Annotated in this window: 14 protein-coding genes; 12 read left to right on the top strand and 2 right to left on the bottom strand. The window is 70.6% G+C overall.

Annotated elements, in window-relative coordinates; genetic code table 11:
* Positions 1–14: 14 nt before the first annotated feature.
* The 10 genes from BLQ91_RS06740 to BLQ91_RS06780 all read left to right on the top strand — a co-directional run bounded on the left by BLQ91_RS06740 (position 15) and on the right by BLQ91_RS06780 (position 15,272).
* Positions 15–209, top strand: coding sequence for a DUF397 domain-containing protein (locus BLQ91_RS06740; protein ID WP_090096050.1), 195 nt, complete (start codon positions 15–17; stop codon positions 207–209).
* Positions 210–531: 322 nt separating this feature from the next.
* Complete coding sequence (locus tag BLQ91_RS06745) at positions 532–3,363, top strand: AfsR/SARP family transcriptional regulator (RefSeq protein WP_090095704.1); 2,832 nt, start codon at positions 532–534, stop codon at positions 3,361–3,363.
* A 70-nt stretch (positions 3,364–3,433) separates the two neighbouring features.
* Positions 3,434–3,589: a hypothetical protein gene (locus tag BLQ91_RS41085; protein ID WP_176959589.1), complete on the top strand. Its 156-nt coding sequence runs from the start codon at positions 3,434–3,436 to the stop codon at positions 3,587–3,589.
* 11 nt (positions 3,590–3,600) lie between these two features.
* Entirely contained in the window at positions 3,601–6,573 is a 2,973-nt protein-coding gene (locus tag BLQ91_RS06750) for a helix-turn-helix transcriptional regulator (protein ID WP_090095705.1), read from the top strand.
* Positions 6,574–6,692: 119 nt separating this feature from the next.
* Complete coding sequence (locus BLQ91_RS06755) at positions 6,693–7,445, top strand: ABC transporter ATP-binding protein (RefSeq protein WP_090095706.1); 753 nt, start codon at positions 6,693–6,695, stop codon at positions 7,443–7,445.
* A 4-nt stretch (positions 7,446–7,449) separates the two neighbouring features.
* Complete coding sequence (locus BLQ91_RS06760) at positions 7,450–9,966, top strand: ABC transporter permease (protein WP_090095707.1); 2,517 nt, start codon at positions 7,450–7,452, stop codon at positions 9,964–9,966.
* A gap of 784 nt (positions 9,967–10,750) precedes the next feature.
* Complete coding sequence (locus BLQ91_RS06765; protein WP_090095708.1) at positions 10,751–12,013, top strand: ABC transporter substrate-binding protein; 1,263 nt, start codon at positions 10,751–10,753, stop codon at positions 12,011–12,013.
* A 74-nt stretch (positions 12,014–12,087) separates the two neighbouring features.
* Positions 12,088–12,987, top strand: coding sequence for a carbohydrate ABC transporter permease (locus BLQ91_RS06770; RefSeq protein WP_240010263.1), 900 nt, complete (start codon positions 12,088–12,090; stop codon positions 12,985–12,987).
* The gene (locus BLQ91_RS06775) at positions 12,984–13,814 is read left to right on the top strand and encodes a carbohydrate ABC transporter permease (protein WP_090095709.1); all 831 of its coding nucleotides are present in this window, start codon (positions 12,984–12,986) and stop codon (positions 13,812–13,814) included. The genes BLQ91_RS06770 and BLQ91_RS06775 overlap by 4 nt, the downstream gene beginning before the upstream one ends.
* Before the next feature lie 36 nt (positions 13,815–13,850).
* Positions 13,851–15,272 (top strand): GH1 family beta-glucosidase, encoded by a 1,422-nt coding sequence (locus BLQ91_RS06780; protein ID WP_090095710.1) that lies wholly within the window; start codon positions 13,851–13,853, stop codon positions 15,270–15,272.
* A gap of 78 nt (positions 15,273–15,350) precedes the next feature.
* Here BLQ91_RS06780 and BLQ91_RS06785 read toward each other — a convergent pair whose 3' ends face one another.
* On the bottom strand, positions 15,351–16,550 hold the full coding sequence (locus BLQ91_RS06785) for an esterase-like activity of phytase family protein (protein ID WP_090095711.1): 1,200 nt from the start codon (positions 16,548–16,550) through the stop codon (positions 15,351–15,353).
* 72 nt (positions 16,551–16,622) lie between these two features.
* On the opposite strand from BLQ91_RS06785, the gene BLQ91_RS06790 reads away from it, so the two are divergent.
* Both BLQ91_RS06790 and BLQ91_RS06795 read left to right on the top strand, forming a co-directional pair.
* Entirely contained in the window at positions 16,623–17,645 is a 1,023-nt protein-coding gene (locus BLQ91_RS06790) for a GNAT family N-acetyltransferase (protein ID WP_090095712.1), read from the top strand.
* Between the two features lie 78 nt (positions 17,646–17,723).
* The gene (locus BLQ91_RS06795; RefSeq protein WP_090096052.1) at positions 17,724–18,749 is read left to right on the top strand and encodes a LacI family DNA-binding transcriptional regulator; all 1,026 of its coding nucleotides are present in this window, start codon (positions 17,724–17,726) and stop codon (positions 18,747–18,749) included.
* Positions 18,750–18,820: 71 nt separating this feature from the next.
* Here the strand turns inward: BLQ91_RS06795 and BLQ91_RS06800 are convergent, their stop codons facing one another.
* Positions 18,821–19,210: a hypothetical protein gene (locus BLQ91_RS06800; protein WP_090095713.1), complete on the bottom strand. Its 390-nt coding sequence runs from the start codon at positions 19,208–19,210 to the stop codon at positions 18,821–18,823.
* Positions 19,211–19,312 lie beyond the last annotated feature (102 nt).

Below are 19,312 nucleotides of genomic sequence, written 5' to 3' on the forward strand. Positions count from 1 at the left end.
GGAGTGAACAGACAGTGGAAAGCTTGCGTTGGCGCAAGAGCAGCCGGTCGTCGGCCGGCGGGCCGGAGTGCGTGGAGATCGCGCTCGTCCGATCGGGCGCGGCGGTCCGCGACAGCAAGAACGCGGACGGAGCGCGGCTCGAGTTCGGTGGCGCCGGATGGGACACCTTCCTCGCCGCCGCGAAGACCGGCTCTTTGTCAGCTGATTGACAGGTGCACGAGAAGGCCCCGGCTGGATGATCCAGCCGGGGCCTTCTGCTCTTCGGAAAGGGGGACGAGGGCCGGCCGGCGTTCCGCCGCCGCGGGCTGGATGCCCCTTGCACGCCGGCCGACCCACGTCGATCATGAGGAGCAGCGGGTGTTCCGCTGTCCGGTCCAACCTGTTCCCACTCGGTGATCTCCGGTTTCCGTTGATCTCGCCGTCTGTGGTTGGTTGGACACGCTAAGCGTAAGAATGCCTTCTACAGCACGACTGGAGCCCGACTGAAGTGATCTTCGAGCTCCAGGTGGCCCACAGGCGAAGGACACATCGGTGACGCACGGCGAGGAACCCCTCAGGTACGAGGTTCTCGGCCTCCTCCGAGTCGTTCGCGCAGGTCAAGAGGTTGATCTTGGTGCGGCGAAGCAGCGCGCCGTCCTCGCGGTGCTGCTGCTGGCCCGCGGCACGCCGGTCAGCCGCGGCCAGATCATCGAGGCCGTCTGGGGCGACAACGTGCCCTCCAGTGCCGTGAACTTGGTCCAGACCTATGTCGCCGGCCTGCGCCGGGCGCTCGAACCGGCCCGCGCACGCCGGGCTCCCGCCGAGCTGCTCACGTCGGTCGGCGACGGCTACCTGATGCGCGTCGACCCCGGCGCGCTCGACCTCGACGTCTTCGAACGCCAAGTGCTGCTCGCGAACCGCCTGCGCGCGGCCGGTGACCTCGCCGGAGCCGCGGTCGAGCTGGACGACGCGCTGGCGCTGTTCCGCGCGGAACCGCTCGGCGGTGTCTCCGGGCTCTTCTTCGACGTGGAACGCGGCCGTCTCGTGGAACGGCGGCTCGCGGTGCTGGAGGAACGCGCCGAGCTCGGGCTCGCGATCGGCCAGGGCCCCGAGCTGGTCTCGCAGCTGACCGCCGTGGTCGCCGAGCACCCGTTGCGCGAGCGCGGCCACGGCCTGCTGATGCGGGCGCTGGTCCAGGCGGGGCGGCAGGCCGAGGCGCTCGCGGCGTACCGGGAGGCCCGCGGCGTGCTGATCGAGGAGCTGGGCGTCGAGCCCGGTCCCGAACTGCGCCGCGTGCACCAGGCCGTGCTGGCGGGGGAGAGCCCCGAACCAGCCCGCGCGCCGGTGCGCACGACGCCCCAGGCCCCGGCCGAACCCGCGCCCGTGACGGTTCCCGCGCAGCTCCCGCGCGCCCCCGTCTCGCTGGTGGGCCGCGACGCCGAGGTGGCGGTCATGGACGCGTTGCTGCGCGGCCACGACGGCCCGGTGCTGCTGGTGACCGGCCCGGCCGGAGTGGGCAAGACGGCGCTGGCCCTGCACTGGGCGCACCGGGTCCGCGACGAGTTCCCGGACGGCCAGCTCTACGTCGACGTGCACGGCTACGACCCGAACCGGGAGCCGCTGGAGATCGGCGAGGTGCTCAACCGGTTCCTGCGCGCTCTCGGCGTCCCGGCCGGGGACACGCCCGTCTCGGTCGACGAGCGCTCCGCCCTGCTGCGCACGCTGCTGGCCGACCGCCGGATGCTCGTCATGCTCGACAACGTCCGCAGCTCGGCCGATCTGCTGCCGTTGCTGCCGGGCGCGCCCTCGTGCGTGGTCGTCACGTCCCGGCGCCGCCTGGTGGGGCTCGTCGCGCAGGTCGAGGCCAAGCTCGTCGAGCTGGACATGCTCGACCCGGACGCCGCCGTCGCCGTGCTGGGCCGCATCGCCGGCCGCTCGGACGTCGAGGCCCACGCGCTGCGCGAGCTGGCCGAGCTGTGCGACGGCCTGCCGCTGGCGCTGCGCATCGCCGCCGCCCGTCTCGCCGTCTCACCGAAGCTGCGCGCGGCCGAACTGGTCGAGGAGCTCCAGGACGAGCACGGCCGGTTGGCCGCCCTCGGCCTGGAAGACGGTGAGGGCACCGTGCGAGCAGCTCTGGACGCCTCGCGCCGTGCGTTGCCCGCGCTGCCGTCGCGGCTGCTGGCGATCATCGGCCTGCACCCCGGTGCCGACCTGACCCCGCACGTGGTCGCCGCGATGGGGGAGGTCCCGCTGCTGGAGGCGCAGCGCTCGCTCGACGCCCTCACGGCCGCGAACCTGCTGTCGGTCAGCGAACCGGGCCGCCACTTCGCCCACGACCTGGTCCGCGTCTACACCAAGACGCTGGCGGGGGAGCTGTCCGAACCCGAGCGGCGGGCCGCCACCGGCCGGATGTTCGACTACTACCTGCACTGCGCGGACATCGCCGACGGCCTGCTCCCGATCAACCGCGGCAGCGTCCTGGTGGCGCCGGAGCACCGGCCCGTCCACGTGCCCGCGCTGTCCGGTGCCGCCGACGCGATGGCGTGGTTCGACGCCGAGCGCGCGAACCTGATCGCCGCCGCGGAACTGGCGTCCGCGACGGGCTGGCACGTGCACGCGTGGCAGCTGCCGTACACCCTGTCGCGGTACCTGTGGCTGCGGACCGAGCGCGAGACGTCGTTGCGCATCACCCAGGCCGCGCTGCAGGCCGCGATCGCGCTGAACGACGACGACGCCCGGTTCGTCATGCAGTTCAACGTCGGCATCGCCCTGCTGCAGATGGAGCGCTACGACGAGGCCCTGCACGCCCAGCGCAACGCCCTGGAGGTGGCGCGCCGCAAGGAGGACGTGCACCAGCAGGCACGGGCGCTGACGACGATCGCCGGAACGTTGCAGGACATGGGGCGCGCGGAGGAGGCCGAGACCCACTACCGCGAGGCCATGGAGATCTCGCGCGTCGCCGGGTCGAAGTGGGCGGAGGCCAACGCCCACCACCACCTCGGCCTGCTGTACCTGAGCGGCCGGCGCTTCGACGAAGCGATGCCGTGGTTGCGCGTGGCGTTGCGGATGTACCACGAGGTCGGCGAGCAGTGCGGGGAAGCGGCCTGCCACGTCGACATCTCCACCGCGCTGCTGGAAACCGGGGACATGGAGAGTGCGCTGTCGTCGGCCCGCACGGCGTTGGCGGTGGCGTGCGACGCCGTCTCGCCGTACCACCAAGCGCTGGCGCACGACCGGCTGGCGACGGTGTTCGACCGGCTCGGCGCGGCGGGGGCGGCGGCGCACTGGCAACGCGCCCTGGCGCTGTTCACCGAGCTGGGAGCGCCGGAGGCCGACGGTGTGAGGGCGCGGCTCGCCCGTGCCCGCGCGGTGACAGTGGGGTAAGGGTTTCCGCGCTCAGGACTGCGTGATCGACCGATGCCGGGGGTGCCGACTCAGGACGAACCTCAGGACCATGACCGAATGGACCACTGAGGCGATCAAGGCGGAGATCGACTACCGGCGCGGCAACGCGATGTGCGCCTGGCGGCGGGCGAACCGCGACATGCCGTCGTGGTTCAGCCGCGTGATGCACCGCACCTCCGGAAAACACAGCAGCACGGGCTCATGACGTGTGACAGCATGCCCCTTGTGGCGCGTCTCGGTTCCGGAATCCCGTTGGTCGCGCGCGACCGCGAGCTCGGCCGGTTGCGCGCCGCACTGGAGAAGGCCGGGGAGGGCGCCGCGGGGGCGGTGCTGCTCGCGGGCGACGCCGGTGTGGGCAAGACGCGGCTGGTCGACGAGCTCGCGGCCGGCGCGGACGACACGCTCGTCCTCACGGGACGGTGCCTCGACGCCGGTGAGACGGGACTGCCGTACCTGCCGTTCGCCGAGGCGCTCGGCACGGTGAAGAACGCCGTGGTGAACCGGCCCGCGCTCGCGATGTTGCTGCCGCAGCTCGCGTTGCCCGCCGCACGCGAGCCCGGCACCGAGGCCATGATCGCGCCCAGCGTGGTCCCGGGCCGCCGTCCCGAGCAGGACGTCGGCCAGCTCCAGCTGTTCGACGCCGTCCTCGGGGTGCTGAGCGACCTCTCGGAGCGGCAACGGGTGCTGCTCGTCATCGAGGACCTGCACTGGGCCGACGCGTCCACCCGCTACCTGCTGTCGTTCCTGTTGTCCCGCCTGCGTTCCCAGCGCCTGCTGGTCGTCGGCACCTACCGCGCGGACGACCTGCACCGCAGCCACCCGTTGCGCCCCTTGCTGTCCGAGCTGGTCCGGCTGCCCGCCGTCGACCGCGTGGACCTCACGCCGTTCAACGCCGCGGACGCCCGCCGGTTCGTCGAGGCGCTGTCCGACGACCTGCCGCAGGACGTCGTCCAGCAGGTCGCGGAACGCTCCGAGGGCAACGCCTTCTTCGCCGAGGAACTCATCGCGGTGGCCACCTGCGACGACGCCAGGTCGCTGCCGTCCGCGCTCGCCGACGTGCTGCTCAGCCGCGTCGAGAGCCTCAGTCCCGAAGCGCAGCACGTCGTCCGGGGAGCGTCGGCCTGGGGGCGGCGGGTGCGGCACCACCGGTTGCACGAGGTGGCCGGCATGGCCGACCTCGCGTTCGACGCGGCGTTGCGCGAGCTGGTCCAGCACCACCTGCTCGTCGTGGGGGACGACGAGGTCTACACGTTCCGGCACGCCCTCGTCCGCGAAGCCGTCTACGGCGACCTGCTGCCCGGCGAACGGGTGCGGCTGCACGCCGCCTACGCGCGTCACCTGGCCCAGCGGCCCGACGAGCGCGGAACCGCGGCGGCACTGGCCCACCACGCCTTCGAGAGCCACGACCTGCCGCAGGCGCTGACCGCCTCCATCCAGGCGTCCAAGGAGGCCGAACGGGCCGGTGCGCCCGCGGAGTCGTTGCGGTACCTGGAGAAGGCGCTCAACCTGTGGAACGCCGTGCCCGAGGCCGACCGTCCGTCCGATGTGGACGAGTCGGTGCTGCTGCGGCGCGCGTCCTGGGTGGCGGGCACGGCCGGGCAACCGGAACGCGCCGTGGCGTTCGCCCGCAGCGCCACCAAGGCGATCGGCGCCGAGCAGACCCCCGAGGAGGCCGCCGAGATCTGGCTGCGGCTCTCGCAGGCGCTGTCGATCCTCGACGGCAACGAGGAGGAGCACTTCCTCGCCCTCGGGAAGGCGCTCGCGCTCGTGCAGGACCGCGACCCCAGCCCGACCCGCGCCCGCGTGTTCGCGGGCAAGGCGTCGTCCCTGCGCCAGCAACGCCGCGACGACGAGGCGCGGGAGGCCGCGGAGCTGGCGATCGCCGACGGCCGGACGGCGAACGCGCCGGGAGCGGTCGCGGACGGCCTGGGCACCCTGGCGATCCTCGACGACCACGCGAACCGGCTGCGGGAGGCGAAGGGCAGCTTCGAGCGTGCGATCGAGTGCGCACGCGAGGTCGGTGCGTTCAACAACGAGCTGAGGGCTTGGTTCTACTACGGCCTGATGCACTACGACCACGGCGATCTCGCCGAGGCCGCCCGCGTCTTCGCCCTGGCCGGGGACAGGGCCAAGGAGACCGGCCTGACCTGGAGCATGTTCGGGCTGGAGATCCGCATCATGCAGGTCCTGGTGCACTACTACATCGGCGACTGGGACTACGCGGCGTGGGCCAGCGAGCCGCCCGGCATGTCGGTGTCGTCGACGGTGCTCGCACGGCTGGCGTCGGCGAGCACGCACCTCACGGTCTCGCGCGGCGACCTGGCCGAGTCCGAGCGGATGATCACGAAGCTGCGCAGCGACTGGCACCGCGACATCCAGATCGCGCTGATCAACGGCGGCACGGGCGCGGAGCTCGCGTTGTGGCGCGGCCGTCCGGAGCTCGCCGTCGAACGGGTCGCGGACGCGTTGCAGTGGGCGCGCGAGCTCGGCGGCCCGTGGATGCTGGCGGGCATCCGGATCGGCGCGATCGGCATCGCGGCGCATGCGGAGATCGCCGCGAAGGCCCGGCGCAAGAGGGACGCCGAGGCCGAGGCGAAGGCCGTCGCGGCAGGGCACGAGCTCGCCGAGCACGTGCGGCTGACCGCGCGCAACGGCAAGCCGCGCGCCGGTGTCCTGGGCCCGGAGGGACGGGCGTGGCTCGCCCGCGCGCTCGCCGAGGAGTCCAGGTTGGAGGGTGCGGGCGACCCGGCGCTGTGGCAGGCCGCCGTCGACGAGTTCGCCTACGGCGTCGTCTTCGAGCAGGCGCTGTGCCGGTGGCGGCTCGCGGAGGCGTTGCTCGGGGCCGACCGCCGCGACGAGGCCGCCGAGCAGCTGCGCCAGGCCGACGAGGTCGCGACGAGGCTCAAGGCCGTGCCGCTCGCGGAGGCCGTCGCGGCGTGCGCGAAGCGGGCCCGCATCACCCTCAGGGCTGACGAGCCGGTGCGCGAGCACGTCGACCTCTTCACCCCGCGCGAACGCGACGTGCTCGGCCTGGTGGCCGCCGGACGGACGAACCGCGAGGTCGGCGAGGAGCTCTACATCAGCGAGAAGACCGTTTCCGTGCACCTTTCCCGGATCATGGCGAAGCTCGGGGCGTCGCGGCGCGCGGAGGCCGTGGCCATCGCGTACGACCGGGGTCTGCTCGACTAGCCCCGGTTGTCATACCTCAGGCTGACGCGCAACGCTTCGCGGAGTTGATGTCAGCGCACTCAGGCTCCTCATAGCTTCTTCCTCAGCACGGAACATCCCCTGTGAGGAAGGCGAGCGACATGTCTGCACTGGTGTCCGAGGTCGGCACCCGGACCGCGGCGGCGGCCCACAACCTGGTGAAGGTCTACGGCAAGGGTGACACCGCGGTGCGGGCGCTCGACGGCATCAACGTCGCGTTCCAGGCCGGGAGGTTCACCGCGATCATGGGCCCGTCGGGCTCCGGCAAGTCCACGCTGATGCACTGCCTCGCGGGCCTCGACACCGTCGACAGCGGTGCGATCCACATCGGACAGACCGAGATCACCAAGCTGAACGACAAGGACCTCACCAAGCTGCGCCGCGACCGCGTCGGCTTCGTGTTCCAGGCGTTCAACCTCCTGCCGACGCTGACCGCCGAGCAGAACATCCTGCTGGGCCTCGAGCTCGCCGGGCGCAAGCCGGACAAGGAGTGGTTCGACACCATCGTCGACGTTCTCGGCCTGCGCGACCGCCTCACCCACCGCCCGACGGAGCTGTCCGGCGGCCAGCAGCAGCGCGTGGCGTGCGCCCGCGCCCTCGTCGCCCGCCCCGAGGTCATCTTCGCCGACGAGCCGACCGGCAACCTGGACTCCCGCAGCGGTGCCGAGGTCCTCGACTTCCTGCGCATGTCGGTGCGCAAGCTCGGCCAGACCGTGATCATGGTGACGCACGACCCGGTGGCCGCGAGCTACGCGGACCGCGTGGTGCTGCTCGCCGACGGCCGCCTCGCGGGCGAGATCCACCAGCCCACCACCGAGTCCGTCGTGAACGCCCTCACGCACCTGGGGGCGTGAGGTAATGCTGAAGACCATCCTCGCGGGCCTGCGGGCCCGCACGGCGAGGCTGGTGCTGTCCAGCATCGCCATCGCGCTCGGCGTCGCGTTCGTGACGGGAACCCTCGTCCTCAGCGACGCCGTCGAGGCACAGACCAGGGACAACTTCGCCCGCGGCGCCCGCAACGTCGACGCCGCGGTGCACATGACCGAGAACAGCCCGAACCGTGAGAACGGCGTTCCCGCCGACTTCGTCGGGAAGATCAGGGCGACGCAGGGCGTGGCCGGAGCGGACGCCCGCGAGTTCGGCAGCGCGGCTCTGCTCAGCAGCGACAACAAGGCGCGCAACGCGCTGGTGCAGCCGTTGCCCACCACGGAGAAACTCCGCGACTTCGACCTCAAGGACGGCAAGTTCCCGGTCAAGGCCGACGAGGCCGCGATCGACACGAAGACCGCGCAGGTCGCGAAGCTCAAGGTCGGCGACGAGCTCAAGCTGCTCGACGAGGACAACGCCGAGCACTCGTTCACGATCGTCGGCACCTACCAGCAGGGTGCGAGCAGCATCTCGATGTCCGGCAGCGACCACGTCGTGGTGTCGCCGGAGGGCCTGCGCACGGTCATCCCGAAGCAGCACGTCTACGAAATCGTGGCCGTCGCGAAGGACGGCGTGTCGCAGCAGCAGCTCGTCGACAACATCACCAAGGCCATCGGCCCCGGTTACGAGGTGCAGACCGGTGAGCAGCTGACCAAGGCGACGCTGGAGCAGGTCGGTGACGCCGCCGGCGAGATCAGGTCGGTCCTGCTCGCGTTCGCCGCGATCTCGCTCGTCGTCGCGGGCATGGTCATCTACAACACCTTCACCATCCTCGTCGCCCAGCGCACGAAGGAGCTGGCGCTGCTGCGCTGCGTCGGCGCCGAACGCGGCCAGGTGTTCCGCAGCGTGCTCGCCGAGGCGGTCTTCATGGGCCTCGCGGCGTCCATCCTCGGCATCCTGGGCGGACTCGGCGTCTCGGCGGGCCTGCAGGCGTTCATCGGCTCGGTCGGCGGCCCCAGCGGCGACGACTTCCCGATCCGCCTCCCGATCACGTGGACGACCATCGCCGCGGGCTTCGCCGTCGGCGTGGTCGTGACGGTCCTGTCGGCCGTGCTCCCGGCCCGCCGCGCCACGAAGGTCGCCCCGGTGGCGGCCCTGCGCTCGCAGCCCGACAGCCAGGACGACGTGGCGCGCACCGGCAAGGTCCGCGTCGCCCTCGCCCTCCTGGTCGCCCTGGCCGGTGGCGCCGCCGTCTACCTCGGCCTCCAGCAGGAGAAGGAAGAGCCCGCGATGTTCATCACCGGCGGTGCCACGATGGTGCTGCTGCTCGCGGTCCTGCTCCTCGGCCCGCTGTACGTGCCACTCGTGAACCGCCTGTTCGGCAAGGCGCTGCGCGGCGTCCCCGCGAAGCTCGCCTCGGCCAACGCGGGCCGCAACCCGAAGCGCACCGCCGCCACCACCGCGGCCCTGATGATCGGCGTGACCATCGTCGCGATGGTGACCGTCGTGGCGGGCAGCGGCCGCGAAACGATGGCCAAGAAGGTCGACGAGCGCTTCCCGGCCGACTACGAGGTCACCTCGAACGTCTACAGCCAGCCGCTCTCGCAGAAGTTCGCCGACGAGCTGGCCAAGGTCCGCAACGTCGAGAAGATCGCACCGGAGCTCCAGGTGTACGGCGAGTCCGACAAGCTGAAGTACGGCGACGTCACCGGCTACCCGTCCGACGCCATCGGCACCCTGGTCCGCCCCGAGCTGGCGAGCGGCACCCTGACGGGCCTCGAGGACGACCAGATCGTCCTCCGCGAGCGCGAGGCCAAGGACGTCGGCCTGTCGATCGGGTCGTCCGTCAAGATCAACGACAAGATTTTCGAGGTCGCCGCGCTGATCAAGGACAACACCTACGGCGCCGGCATCGTCACCCTCCCCGCCGCCCAGGCGATCATGAAGGATGACCGGAAGGGCTACCAGAAACTGCTGGTCAAGCTCGCCCCGGGCACCGACATCACCGTCGCCCGAGCCGACCTGGAACGCGCCATCGCGTCGTCCCCGGTGGCCGTGCTGAACTCGGCGGCCGAGACCAAGGCGGAGCTGAACGCGCAGATCGACCAGATCCTGCTGTTCATCTGGGCCCTCGTCGGCCTGGCCCTGGTCATCGCCCTGTTCGGCATCGCGAACACCCTGACCCTCTCGGTCCTGGAACGAACCCGCGAGTCGGCCCTGCTGCGCGCCCTGGGCCTCACCCGGGGCCAGCTGCGCCAGATGCTGGTGGTGGAGTCGATCCTGATGGCCCTGATCGGCGCCGTGGTCGGCGTGGTCCTGGGTGCCGGCTTCGGCTGGCTGCTGGTGGAGGCCCTGTCGAACCCGGAGCTGCGGATCAGCTACTCCATCCCGTTCGGCCAGATCGGCGTGATGCTCGGCCTGGCGGTGGTCGCGGCCGTGATCGCCGCGGCGCTCCCCGCCCGCCGCGCTGCCCGGAACTCCGTGGTGGCCGGCATGGCCGAGGCGTAGGGGACACCCCGCCTGGCTCCCCGCTGTCGGGGGCTCGGGGTCAGGTGGGTTCGGGCGTGCGGAACAGGGGCCGCACGACCGGGGGATCGGTGGAGGTCCGGTGCTGTCGGGGCACCGGGCCTCCGCTGCGTTCGCGTGGGCCGGCTCCTGCCCGGCGGAGGGGCACCTCTGCAGAGCCGTCGGTTGATCGCCGCTTCGCGATAATGGTGGTGTGACTCATTACCGCTTTCTGGTGAAGAATTGTTCACCTGACCGGCAAATGCGGCAGCAATGCCGATCTGCCCGAGTCATGCGGCTCTGACCAGCGGTGATAATGCAATAACGACGGTGACGAAGTCAGCACGCGCTATACGCGCACAATGCTGACCACTCCACTGGAACAGGAACGAGCCGGCGCAAGCCGACCCGTGCGGCACAGTCCTCGACAGGCCGTGGCCGCGACTCGCGGTACCCACCCCCGGCGTCCCTCAACCGGCTTCCGGCAAAAAATTTCGGCCCCACGCGTCACGATCCGCCCTGGGCACCCTCTACCTGGGGTGAGGGACGACCGGAGCGAGGGCCCGGTCGTCCCTCTTCGCACGTCAGGCGACTCGAGACACCGTCCGGGGCCGACCGCGCACCCGGTCCACCCGAGACGCCCACCGATCGGGCGCAGGTTTTTGTTGCCTCTCTCCACAAAGTTACGGAACGATGTCGACCGCTTGACACCCGCGCGTCTCCGGTTGAGTGTGAGAGCGCTCTCATCACAGTTAAGCGCCGCTCACGGCGTCGTCGAGGAGGACGGATGAGCAGAAGGCTGGTCGGCAGCGTCGCTGCGACCCTCGTGGTGGTTCTGGCTGCCGGGTGCGGCGGGAGTTCCGGGGCCGACGGCAAGATCGAGCTGTCGCTGGGCCTGTTCTCCGACTTCGGGTACGACAAGCTCATCGAGGAGTACATGGCCTCGCACTCGAACATCAAGATCGAGCAGCGCAAGGTCAAGATGGAGCAGCACAACACGCAGCTCGCGACTCAGCTCGCGGGTGGCCGTGGTGCCGCGGACATCGTCGCCCTCGAGGAAGGCGTGGTCTCGCAGTTCCGCGCCTCCAAGGACAAGTTCGTCAACCTCGCGGAGTACGGGGCCAAGGACCTCAAGGACCAGTGGGCCGGGTGGAAGTGGAACCAGGGCACCGCTGACAACGGCGAGTTCGTGCTGGGGCTGGGCACGGACATGGGCAGCCTCGGGCTGTGCTACCGCGCCGACCTGTTCGCGGCGGCCGGGCTGCCGACGGACCGGACCGAGGTCGCCAAGCTGTGGCCGACCTGGGCCGACTACGCCAAGGTCGCGGACCAGTTCACGGCCAAGACGCCGAACGTGAAGTTCGTCGACACCGGTCGCAACGTCTACAAGGCCATTCTCGACCAGACCGAGGAGGGCTACTTCGCGAAGGACGACTCGTACATCGCGGAGAAGAACGACAAGGTCAAGACGGCGTTCGACACGGCGGCGGCGCTCGGCACCAAGCAGCAGACCGGTGCCCTCGAGCCGTTCAGCCAGGACTGGAACGTCGCGCTGAAGCAGGGTTCGTTCGCCACCACCACCTGCCCGGCCTGGGCGCTCGCGCTGATCAAGGCGGGTGCCGGTGACGCGGCGGCCGGGAAGTGGGACGTGACGACGGCGCCCGGCGGTGGCGGCAACTGGGGCGGCTCGTTCCTCGCGATCCCGAAGCAGGGCAAGCACCCCAAGGAGGCCTACGAGCTGGCCAAGTGGCTGACGGCCCCCGAGCAGCAGAAGCGGATCTTCAAGGAGACCGGCAACCTGCCGAGCCAGCCGAAGGTCTACCAGGACGCCGAGGTGCAGGCGACCGTCAACGAGTACTTCAACAAAGCTCCGGTGGGCCAGATCTTCGCGACCTCGGCGGAGTCGCTGAAGCCGACCTACCGCGGCACGAAGGACTCGAAGGTCGGCCCGGTGTTCGCCACCGCGCTCACCCGCGTGGAGCAGGGCAAGCAGTCCGCGGCCGAGGCGTGGACGCAGGCCCTGAAGGAAGCGACGGACGCCGCCAAGTGACGGCTGTCCGCACGGAGACCGAGGCGGCCCCGGCCGTCTCGGTCTCGTCTTCCAAGGAGCCGAAGCGCTTCAGGCTGAGCAACTGGGACGCCAAGTACACGCCGTACCTGATCATCGCACCGTTCTTCCTGGTGTTCGGGATCTTCGGGCTCTACCCGCTGGTCTACACGGCGTGGGTGTCGCTGCACGAGTGGCAGCTGATCGACGGCAACCTGGGATTCGTCGGTTTCGCCAACTACGCCGAGCTCTTCGGCGACACCAAGTTCTGGAACGCGCTGTTCAACACGCTCAGCCTGTTCGTGCTCTCGACGGTGCCGCAGCTGCTCGCGGCGCTCGGGCTCGCCGCGCTGCTCGACCGGGGACTGCGCGGGAGCGCGTTCTGGCGGGCGGGCGTGCTGCTACCCAACGTCATCTCGGTCGCCGCGGTCGCGCTGGTGTTCGCGCAGTTCTTCGGCCGCGACTTCGGCATCGTGAACTTCCTGCTCGGCCTCGTCGGTGTCGACCCGATCGACTGGCGCGCCGAGACCTGGGCCTCGCACCTCGCGGTGTCCACGATGGTCATGTGGCGCTGGACCGGCTACAACGCGCTGCTGTACCTGGCGGCCATGCAGTCGGTGCCCAAGGACATGTACGAGTCGGCCACCCTGGACGGTGCGTCGCGCTGGCGGATGTTCTGGTCGATCACCGTGCCGTCGATCCGCCCGACCATCCTGTTCACCGTCGTCACCTCGACGATCGGCGGCCTGCAGCTGTTCGCCGAGCCCGCGCTGTTCGACCCCGGGTTCGCCGCCAACAACTCCACCGGTGGTTCCGACCGGCAGTTCCAGACGCTGGTGCTCTACATGTACGAGAAGGGCTTCCGGTTGTTCGACGCCGGGTACGCGGCCACCATCGCGTGGATGCTGTTCGTGGTCGTCCTGCTGGTCGCGATCGTCAACTTCACGCTGACGCGGCGCATCGCGGGCAAGGAGTGATCGTGAAGAACGCGAAGGCAGGACCGCTGCTGTACGGGTTCCTGGTCGCCGTGCTCGCGGCGTCGGTGTTCCCGCTGTACTACTCGTTCATCGTGGCGTCGAAGGACAACTCGGTCCTCGGCGAGAAGGTCCCGCCGCTGGTCCCCGGCGGCAACCTGGTCGAGAACATCACCCGCGTCTTCGACACGGTCGACTTCTGGCTCGCCATGCAGAACTCGTTCATCGTGGCGTCGACCGTGGCGATCTCGAACGTCGTGCTGGGCACGCTCGCCGGGTTCGCGTTCGCGCGGCTGCGGTTCAAGGGCCGCGACTCGCTGTTCCTGGTCGTGCTCGGCACCGCGATGGTGCCGACGCAGCTCGGCGTGATCCCGCTGTACATGCTGATGTCGGACCTCGACTGGTACGGCACGCTGCAGGCGGTCATCGTGCCGGTGCTGATCGGGTCGTTCGCGGTGTTCTGGATGCGCCAGGCGTGCGAGGAGACCGTGCCGTTCGAGCTGATCGAGGCCGCGCGCGTCGACGGCTGCTCGGTGCTGCGGACGTTCTGGCACGTCGGCTTCCCGGCGGTGCGCCCGCAGGCGGCCGTTCTCGGCATGTTCACGTTCATGACGGCGTGGAACGACTTCTTCTGGCCGTTGATCGTGCTGGACCCCAACGACAGCCCGACGGTGCAGGTCGCGCTGTCGACGCTCGCCAGCGGCTACTACACCGACTACTCGTTGATGCTCGCCGGCGCCTCCATCGCGGTGCTGCCGGTGATCGCGATCTTCGTCCTGCTGTCGCGCCAGATCGTCGGCGGCATCATGCAGGGCGCCGTAAAGGGATAGAACACCGCAGGGATCAAGCCACGAGGATGTGACTGAATGACGACCGACTCGGACGTCGAGGTCGGGCGGGAGGTGCTGACCTTCCCGCCGGACTTCCTGTGGGGGGCGGCCACCGCGGCGTTCCAGATCGAGGGTTCGACCACCGCGGACGGACGTGGCGCCTCCATCTGGGACACGTTCGCCGCGACGCCCGGCAAGGTGCTGGCCGGTGACACGGGTGACCCGGCCTGCGACCACTACAACCGCTACGCCTCCGACGTGGAGCTGATGAAGTCGCTGGGGCTGGCTTCGTACCGGTTCTCCGTGGCGTGGCCCCGGATCCAGCCGAGCGGCAGCGGCGCGGTCGAGGAGCGCGGGCTCGCGTTCTACGACCGGCTGGTGGACTCGTTGCTGGAGAAGGACATCCAGCCGCTGGTCACGCTGTACCACTGGGACCTGCCGCAGGTGCTGGAGGACTTCGGGGGCTGGCGCAACCGCGACACCGCCTACCGCTTCGCCGAGTACGCCGCCATCGTGCACGAACGGCTCGGCGACCGCGTGCAGGCGTGGACCACGCTGAACGAGCCGTGGGTCTCGGCGTTCCTCGGCTACGGCAACGGCATCCACGCGCCGGGCGTCACCGACGCCGTGGCGTCCCTGCAGGCCGCGCACCACCTGCTGCTGGCGCACGGGCTGGCCACGCAGGCGTTGCGCGCGCAGGCACCCGACTCGCACCGCCTGTCGATCGTGCTGAACTTCAGCACCATCTGGGGCGACGGCGACTCGGAGGCCTCCCGGGAGGCCGTGCGCAAGGTCGACGGGCTGCAGAACCGCATCCTGCTCGACCCGGTCCTCGGCCGCGGCTACCCGCTCGACGTCCTGCAGGACACGACGTGGCTGGGCGACTGGACGAACGTGGTGCGCGACGGGGACATGGAGACCATCGCGACCCCGATCGACTGGATCGGCGTGAACTACTACAACCCGACCCGCGTCGCGCCGGCCGACCCCGGCCACGTGCCCGCCGGGCCGCACGCGGGTCTGCGCGGTGTCACGATCGAGCCGCCGCGGGGCGAGCTCACCGGGTTCGGGTGGGAGCAGAACGCCGACGCCTTCACCGAGCTGCTGGTGCGCCTGTCCCGCGACGCGGGCGGGGTGCCGCTGGTGGTCACGGAGAACGGTTCCGCGTTCCCGGACGTCGTCGACGCCGCGGGCCGCGTGAACGACGTGCAGCGGACGAAGTACCTGGTGGACCACGTCCGCGCGGTGCACAGGGCGATCTCCGAGGGCGCCGACGTCCGCGGCTACCTCGCGTGGTCGCTGCTCGACAACTTCGAGTGGGCGGCCGGGTACTCGCAGCGGTTCGGGATCGTGCACGTCGACTTCGAGACGCAGCAGCGCACGGTCAAGGAGAGCGCGGTCGCGCTGTCCAGGATCATCGGGCAGAACGGGCTCCCCGCCCGGGGCTACACCGTCTAGCCACCCTGCACTGGCTGAGGGGTTTTGGCGCTCTCGCCTGCGGACACGTCCGTGCCGCAGGTGAGAGCGCTCTCTTGTCTAGCGCCTGCGCAGAACCCTCGGATCGGCGTGCAGGTTCTCGCCGAGCCGGATGGTGATGAACTCGTTGTCGTCCGGTTTGCCCGGGTTGCGGCCCGACGACGACGGGAAGTTGTTGTCGTTGAGCACCGCGATCGTGCGGTCGTCGAGGATCGTGACGTCCTCGATCGTGACGAACGGGAACCTGAACGGGTTCGCCTGCCCGCCGACGTGCTTCGGGTTGGCGAGGTCCAGCAGGTCGGCGACCAGGGTCTTGTCGAGCTCGCCGTCGCGGTCGCGGTCGCGCTTGTCGGCGAGGTAGACGCGTTTGACGATCGCGTCGGCGCCCTGTGCGCTGTCCCGCTCGATGACCAGCAGCCGGTTGGCGTCCACGGCGATGGCGTCCCCGATCGCGAAGTTCGGGTCCTCCAGCCGGTACTTCCAGGTCGTGCCGGTGAAGGCAGCGCTCGCGACGTCGAACTCGTTGAGGCGCAACGTTCCCGGCGCGTCACCCGCGACGGTGCCCTCCAGCAGCGCGTTGATCCTCTTCCCGTCCGGCGAGAGCGTGATGCCCTCGAACCCCTTGCTGCCGCCCAGGTTCGGGTTGCCGGCGGGGTTCTCCGGGGCGCGCACACCCGGCAGGGGAACCGGCGGGGACACCAGCCGTCCCGCGCGGTCGAAGTGCAGCAGGTACGGGCCGAACTCGTCGCCCATCCAGTAGGTGCCGTCGGCTCCGCGGGTGACCGACTCGATGTCGAGGTCGGCGCCGGTGATCACCCGGTCCGGCCGGGTGAGCGGGAACGGGATGTGACCGCGCGGGTCGGTCAGCGTGATGCCGCCGACCACGTCGACGGTGTTCTCCGCGAAGTCCGGCGCGATGCGGTGGATGCGCAACAGGAAGTCCGCGCTGTTGGCCCTGGTGCCGTACCCGTTGTCGGAGATGGCGTCGAAGGTGCCGTCGCCGTTGCGGACGAGACCGCTGAAGCCCTGGACCGGCTGGTCGGCGAACGGCGGCGTGACCCCGTTGATCGGCGCCGTGCCCAGCGCCGAGCCGCTCGGTTCGCTGCCGGGCAGGAAGGTGAGCGCCGGGAGAGACGCGAAGTTCGTCAGCGCCGCCCGCCCCGGTGCCTTCCTGCTGGCCTCGACCGGCGCGGCGGAGATGGGGGTGGCCAGCGCCGTGACGGTGAGCAGGGTGAGGCCTGCGGCCAGTGTTCTCCTCATGCCGCGACCCTATGACGAGCGTTTTACCCGCGGTTCGTCTCGCGGCAACAAGTTCCATGAACTCTTGACGTCATGACGACGACCTGGCGCATGCGCTTCGAACTCAGCGACAGCCCCGGCGCGCTCGCCCGCGTCACCGTCCGGCTGGCCGCGGCCGACTGCAACGTCCTCGCGCTGCACGTGATCCCCGTTCCCGGCGGGGTGCTGGACGAGATCGTCGTGCGGGCGGGGGAAGGCGTGCTGCCCGCCGACCTCGTGGAGGCCGTGCGCGGCGAGGGCGGCAGGCGCGTCGGGATCACCAGGGCCGAGATGCGCGACCTCGTCGACGAACCGACGGCGGTGCTGCGCGCGGCGAAGATGGCGCTGACCGACCCGGACCGGACCGCGGAGGCGCTGCGGCAGGTCCTGGCCGCCGACGCGGTGACCTCCGGCGAGGCGACGGACGACCAGGTCCAGTTGGGAGGGTTGGTCGCCCGGCGCGGCTGGGCGAGGTTCACCCAGGTCGAGCTCACCCGCGCGCAGGCGTTCCTCGAGCTGCTGGACGCGCCGGCGCCCTCGCTGCGCGGGATGCTCAGCGACGACGGCGTGGCACTGGTCCTGCGACCCGGCGTGGCCGAGGACGAGGAGGCCGTCACCGGCCTGCACGCCCGCTGTTCGATGAGGACGTTGTTCAACCGCTACCACGCGGGCATGCGCACGCTGCCCCGCCGCTGGGTGCACCGGCTGCTCGACCCGCCGCGCGGCACCACGACCCTCGTCCAGTGCGGCGACCAGGTGGTGGCGCTCGGTCAGCTCATCCACACCGGAACGCCCGAGTGCGCCGAGATCTCGTTGCTCGTGGAGGACGCCTGGCAGCGCCGCGGCGTCGGTGCGGCCCTGCTCGCGGCGCTCGCGTCCGACGCCCGTGCCGCGGGGTTCGCGGAACTCGTCGCGTGGTGCCTGCCCGCGGAGACCGCTCTCGTGAGGACGGCCGCCCGCGCGGGCCTCGCCGCCACGACACGCCGGGAGGACGGACTGCTGCGGGTGTCCATCGCCCCACGTGGGCGTGCGCTCACGACACCGGCGGCGGCTGTCGCGGGCGAAAAAACACGATGAACAGCGCGGAAACCCTCCTCGGAGATCGCTTGCGGCTAAGCTGCTCGGCGACTCAAAGGTTTTCATCGAGGAGTGGTGGTGCTCGTGTCCAACCACGCGCGTCCGACGTTGGAAGACGTTGCCGCGAGGGCAGGGGTCTCCCGCGCCACGGCGTCCCGGGTGCTGAACGCGTCACCCCGCGTGAGCCCCGAAGCGCTCGAGGCGGTCAACGCCGCCGTCCTGGCTCTCGGCTACCAGCCGAACCGGGCCGCGCGGGCACTGGTCACCCGTCGCACCGGCGCCGTGGCCGTGCTGTTCTCCGAACCCGAGCCCAAGATCTTCGATGACCCGCACTTCGCACGCCTGATCCGCGCGGGCGCCCGCGCTCTCGCGGACGTCGACGTGCAGATGGTGCTCATGCTGGTGCACTCCCCGGACGACCAGGCCCGTGCACACCGGTTCCTGGCCGGCGGTCACGTCGACGGCGCTTTGATGTTCGCACCGCACCGCAACGACGAGCTCGTGTCGATCGTGAAGAAGCTGCCGCTGCCGGTCGTGTACGCCGGTAAGCCGTGGGGGTCGTTGCGGGGCATGCACCTCGTCGACAACGACAACGAGGGCGGCGCCGTGGTGGCGACCAAGCACCTCAAGGCGCTCGGCCGCAAGAAGATCGTCCACGTCTCCGGTCCGCTCGACGAGATGTCCGCCATAGACCGCCTGAACGGCTTCAAGTCCGCGTTGTCGCTGGACGACAAGGGAGCGGCGAAGCTCACCGAGGACGGCGGGTTCACCAGGGAGGGCGGCCGCAAGGCCATGTCCGTCCTGCTGGCGAAGCACCCCAACCTGGACGCCGTGTTCGTGGCGTCCGACCTCATGGCCGCCGGCGCGCTGGAGACGTTGCACGAGGCGGGCAAGCGCGTGCCGCAGGACGTCGCGGTCGTGGGCTTCGACGACCACGTCGCGATAGCCGAGCACACGACGCCGCCGCTGACGTCCGTGCGGCAGGACTCGGACGAGCAGGTCAAGCACATGGTCGAGCACCTGATGAAGCTGCTGCGCGACGAGACGGTCAAGAAGAAGCAGCAGATGCTGCCGACGGTGCTGGTGCGGCGCGAGTCGGCCTGAGCGCGAACGACCCCGGCAGAGCCGGCACGGCTCGACCCGCCGGGGGTCGCCGGCGCTGACGCCCTGAGGGGCTAGCCCATGTTCTTGCAGGTGGGCGGCGGCAGCGGGTTGAGCGGGTTGCACGGCCAGCCGGAGGACGACGGCGCCGTCGTCGTCGTCGCGGTGGGCTGAGGGGGCGGCGGCTGCTCCTGGTTCGTCACGGCCGGCGGCGGGGTGGTCCTCTTCGGCGGCTGCTGCGTGCTCGGCGCCGTGCTGCTCGTGCTCGGCGGTGCGCTGCTGACGGTGGTCGAGATCTCCGTCGTGCTCGGCGGTGTCGAGCTGGTGGAACCGACCCAGGTGGATCCGGGCGTTCTGCTCACCGGGTCGTCGGCGGAAACGCCGTGGATCGCCATGCCCACCAGCACTCCGAGCAACGCGGATCCGAGCACGGCGGAACCGCCTGCGGTCCACAGTGCGCGCACAGCGGTCCTCCTTGGATGCTCACGGTTGTGCTCACGGTCGGAAGTCAGACGGTCACGCCCCGGCAGGTTACCGGCTGCCCCGGTCGCAGGAGAACGCTCGTC

Origin of the sequence: Lentzea jiangxiensis (assembly GCF_900104175.1) — a bacterium.
GTDB lineage: Bacteria > Actinomycetota > Actinomycetes > Mycobacteriales > Pseudonocardiaceae > Lentzea > Lentzea jiangxiensis.